Source organism: Streptomyces sp. 5-10 (assembly GCF_014712245.1).
In the GTDB taxonomy this organism is placed as follows: Bacteria; Actinomycetota; Actinomycetes; order Streptomycetales; family Streptomycetaceae; genus Streptomyces; species Streptomyces violaceusniger.
This window is the reverse complement of sequence record NZ_JACVYG010000052.1, coordinates 65,295-70,082: the sequence shown is the minus strand read 5'-3', so window position 1 is coordinate 70,082 and position 4,788 is coordinate 65,295. Positions and strand designations below refer to the sequence as shown.

The following is a 4,788-nucleotide window of genomic DNA, read 5'->3' as shown; positions in this document are numbered from 1 at the left end:
ACCAACCTCCCCACCTACCCCTTCCAACGCCGCCACTACTGGCTGGACACGGCCGCCCCGGCCCGATACCGCGCCGGCGCCACGGCAGGCCCGGATCCGCACACCGGTTTCTGGGAGGCCGTGGAGCGCGAGGATCTGGAAGGTCTGGCGCGGACCCTGCGGTTGGAGGAGTCGCAGGCGGAGTTGACCACTCTGCTGCCCGCGCTGTCGGCGTGGCATCGACGGCGGAGCGCGGCGTCCACGATGGACGCGTGGCGGTATCGCGAGGGATGGAAGCCGCTGCCCGACGCCACCGCGCCCGCGCTCTCCGGCACCTGGCTCCTCGTCCTGGCGCCCGACCAGAAGGGCGGGGCGCTGTACGAGGCGATCGCCACGGCCCTGAACCGGCACGGGGCCACGGTGGAAACGGTGGTCGTGGCGCCCGACGATCCGCGCCACTGGGCCGACGCCCTCGCCACCCTCACCGCACACGCCACCGCGCACCCCACCGCGCCCGTCGTCGGCGTGCTCTCGCTGCTCGCCCGCGACGAGGCCGCCGGGCTGCACCGCACCCTGCGGCTGATCCAGGGCCTGGAGGCGGCGGGGCTGTTCGCGCCGCTGTGGTGTGTCACCCAGGGCGCGGTGTCCGTAGGCGACCACGATCCGCTGACCGGCCCGGCGCAGGCGCTGGTCTGGGGTCTGGGCCGGGTGGCGGCGCAGGAACTCGCCACCCGCTGGGGCGGGTTGGTGGATCTGCCCCAGGATCTGGACGAACGGACGGCGGCCCGGCTCTGCGCCGTACTGGCCGCCGACCGCCACGAGGACCAGGTCGCGGTCCGCGCCACCGGGATCCTCGGGCGCCGTATCGTCAGGGCGCCGCGACTCGGCGATGGGCTCGGCGACGCGCTCGGCGATGGGCTCGGCGATGCGTTCGACGACGGCTGGTCCCCCGGCCCGGGGACGGTCCTGATCACCGGTGGCACCGGCGCCCTCGGCAGCCAGGTGGCCCGTCGGCTCGCGGCCCGTGGTGCCGAGCATCTGCTGCTCATCAGCCGTCGCGGGGACACCGCGCCGGGAGCGGACGAGCTGGTGGCCGAGCTGACCGCCTCGGGGGCCAAGGCGACCGTGGCGGCCTGCGATGTCGGGGACGCCGACGCGCTCCGCGCGCTTCTGGCGTCGATTCCGGCCGCGTACCCGCTGACCTCGGTGTTCCACACGGCGGCCGTCCTGGACGACGCCGCCATCACCTCCCTCGCCCCCGAGCAGGTGGACCGGGTGCTACGGGTCAAGGCGGATGCGGCGTGGCGGCTGCACGAGCTGACCCAGGACCTGGAGCTGTCCGCGTTCGTGCTGTTCTCCTCCCTGGCGGGCACCGTGGGCATGGTGGGCCAGGGCAACTACGCGCCCGCCAACGCCTATATGGATGCCCTGGCCCGCCACCGCCGCGCGCGGGGGCTGGTGGCCACCTCCGTGGCCTGGGGTTCCTGGGCGCAGGGCGGTATGGCCGAACGGGACGCGGTCACCGAGCTGCGGCTGCGCCATGGCGTACCGCTGCTGCCGCCGGAGTCGGCACTCCTCGCGCTGGAAGCCGCGCTGGCGGACGACGAAACGTCCCTGGTGATCGCCGACATCGACTGGGACCGCTTCGCCCACGCCTACACCGCGGCCCGCCCCAGCCACCTCCTCGATGAGATCCCCGAGGCCCGGCGGGCGCTCGGCGCGGTCGAGGGTGCGGGGGCCGGGGCGCCGGGCGGCGGCGTCGGTACGGGCGGTACGGTGGCGGCCCTGCGCGACCGGCTCGCCGACGCGAAGCCCGAGGAGCGCGAACGGCGGCTCCTCGAGACCGTACGCGGCCAGGTGGCCGCCGTCCTCGGCCATGACTCGGCCGAGGCCGTGGCCACCAGGCGGCCGTTCCTGGAACTCGGCCTGGACTCGGTCACGGCGGTGGAGCTGCGCAACCGGCTCGGGAGCGTCACGGGGCTCCGGCTGCCCGCCACCGTGATCTTCGACTTCCCGACCGTCGCCGAGCTCGTCGACTATCTGTACGCACAGCTCTTCACCGGCATCGGCGACGGCCCGTACGACGACCCGCACGCCGGCGGCCAAGCTGCCACGAGCGACGGCTCCGCCGAACTCGACGGCTTGGAGCGGCTGTTGGGCACGCTGCCGAGCGACGCCCCCGCCCGTTCCGAGATCGCCGACCGGCTGCGCCGGCTGCTCCGGTCCGCCGTGGACGCCATGGACGCCGTAGCCACCGTGGACACCGCCGAGGAGCCGGTGACGTCCGAGGATCTCGAAGCGGCCACCAACGACGAGCTCTTCGACTACATCGAGAAGGAGTTCGGGATCTCCTGATCCCCTTCCCGCCCCAACCCGCTGACCAGCCGGTCTGTCCGCCATACCCACCTCACACCGCCGACTCTTCGCATGGAGCCCCGACATGGACGATGTGCACAAGCTCCGCCACTATCTGACCCGGGTCACCGCGGAGCTCAAGGAGACGCGGGCGCAACTGCGGGTGGCGGAGTCGGCGGCCGCCGAGCCGGTGGCGATCGTCGGGATGAGCTGCCGCTACCCCGGCGGAGTGGCCTCGCCCGAGGCGCTGTGGGAGCTCGTCGAAGGTGGCGGGGACGCCATTTCCGGGTTCCCGGCCGACCGTGGCTGGGATCTGGCGGGGCTGGTCGACCCGGGCGGCGAACGGCCGGGCACCTCGTACACCGCCGAGGGCGGATTCCTGCACACCGCCGGCGAGTTCGACGCCTCCTTCTTCGGCATCTCACCGCGCGAGGCGATGGCGATGGACCCCCAGCAGCGGCTGCTGCTGGAGACGTCCTGGGAGCTGTTCGAGCGCGCGGGGATCGACCCGGTGTCGCTGCGCTCCAGCCGGACCGGGGTGTTCATCGGCGCCAGCTTCCATGACTACGGCAGCAGGCTGCCCGCGATCCCGGAGGAGGTCGAGGGCCATGCCATGACCGGTGTCGCGGGCAGTGTCGTCTCCGGGCGCATCGCCTACACCTTCGGGCTGACCGGCCCGGCCCTCACCGTGGACACCGCGTGTTCGTCCTCGCTGGTGGCGCTGCACCTGGGGGTGCGGGCGCTGCGCGACGGCGAGTGCGGGATGGCGGTCGTCGGCGGTGTCGCCGTGATGTCCACGCCGGATCTTTTCACCGAGTTCAGCAGGCAGCGGGGGCTGGCCCGGGACGGCCGGTGCAAGGCGTTCTCCGCCGCCGCGGACGGCATGGGCGCGGCGGAGGGCGTGGGGCTGCTGCTGGTGGAACGGCTGTCCGACGCCCGCCGCAACGGCCACCAGGTGCTGGCCGTCATCCGGGGCTCGGCGGTCAACCAGGACGGCGCCTCCAACGGCCTCACCGCGCCCAACGGCCCCGCCCAGCGGCGGGTGATCCAGGACGCGCTGGCCGACGCGGGCGTGGCCTCGTCCGAGGTGGATGTGATCGAGGCGCACGGGACCGGTACGGCGCTGGGCGACCCCATCGAGGCANGTGAAATCCAACCTCGGCCACACCCAGGCCGCGGCGGGCGTGGCCGGTGTGATCAAGATGGTCATGGCGATGCGCCATGACGTCGTGCCACGCACCCTGCACGTGGACGAGCCGACGCCACATGTGGACTGGGCCTCCGGCGCGGTGGAACTGGTGACGGAGAACGCGCCCTGGCCCGAGGCCGAACGGGCACGCCGCGCGGCGGTGTCGTCGTTCGGGGTCAGCGGCACCAACGCCCATGTGATCCTCGAAGCGGCCCCGACGGCGGACACCACGTCCCCGTCCACCCCCACGGAGGGCGTGCTGCCGTGGGTGATCTCGGCACGCTCCGAACCCGCGCTACGAGCACAGGCAGCGCAGTTGCGTGCGTTCGTGGCCACGAACGACCGGCATCTCGCCGACATCGGCTCGACGCTGGCACGGCACCGTGCCGCGCTGGAGCACCGCGCGGTGGTCGTGGCCGCCGACCGGGACACCTTCCTGTCCGGGCTGGACGCCATCGCCACCGGCGACCCCGCCCCCCACGTGGTCAGCGGAGTGGTCCCGGGCGAGCCACCGTCCGGTGCGGTGTTCGTCTTTCCGGGGCAGGGGTCGCAGTGGGTCGGCATGGCCGCCGAACTGCTCGACTTCTCAACGGCGTTCGCCGAATCCATCGACCGGTGCGCCCAGGCCCTCGCCCCGCATATCGAGTGGAATCTCCTCGACGTCCTGCGCGAGACCTCGGACGACACCGCGCTGGAACGGGTGGACGTGGTCCAGCCCGCCCTCTGGGCCGTCATGGTCTCCCTCGCCGAGGTGTGGCGTTCGCTCGGCATCGAGCCCGCCGCCGTCATCGGCCACTCGCAAGGTGAGATCGCCGCCGCATGCGTAGCCGGGGCACTCACGCTCGACGACGGCGCACGGCTCGTGGCCCTGCGCAGCCGCCTCATCGCCCAGGAACTGGCCGGACACGGCGGCATGGTCTCCCTCGCCACCTCCGCCGACCAGGCTCGCGAGTTGCTGACGGGCCACGACGACGTCTGGATCGCCACCGTCAACGGCCCGACCTCCACCGTCATCGCCGGGAGCCCGAGCGGGCTCGCCGAGGTGACCGCAGCCGCCGAGAACGCCGGGGTGCGCGCCCGCACCATCCCGGTCGACTACGCGTCCCACACGCCCCACGTCGACCGCATCCGGGAACAGCTCCTCCAACTCGCCGCGCCCATCACCCCCCGCGCCGGGCATGTGCCCCTGTACTCCACCGTCACCGCCGCCCCCATCGACGGCGAAGCCCTCGACGCCGAGTACTGGTACCGCAACCTCCGCGAAC

At 73.3% G+C, this 4,788-nt stretch carries 1 protein-coding gene and 1 pseudogene; both read left to right on the top strand.

From position 1 onward, the window contains the following. Positions 1-2,334: SDR family NAD(P)-dependent oxidoreductase (locus IEJ02_RS38590; RefSeq protein ID WP_191069051.1), on the top strand; the 2,334-nt coding region annotated here is incomplete at its 5' end. Positions 2,335-2,428: 94 nt separating this feature from the next. After that, a pseudogene (locus IEJ02_RS51200) lies at positions 2,429-4,788 on the top strand (type I polyketide synthase); the annotation flags it as partial.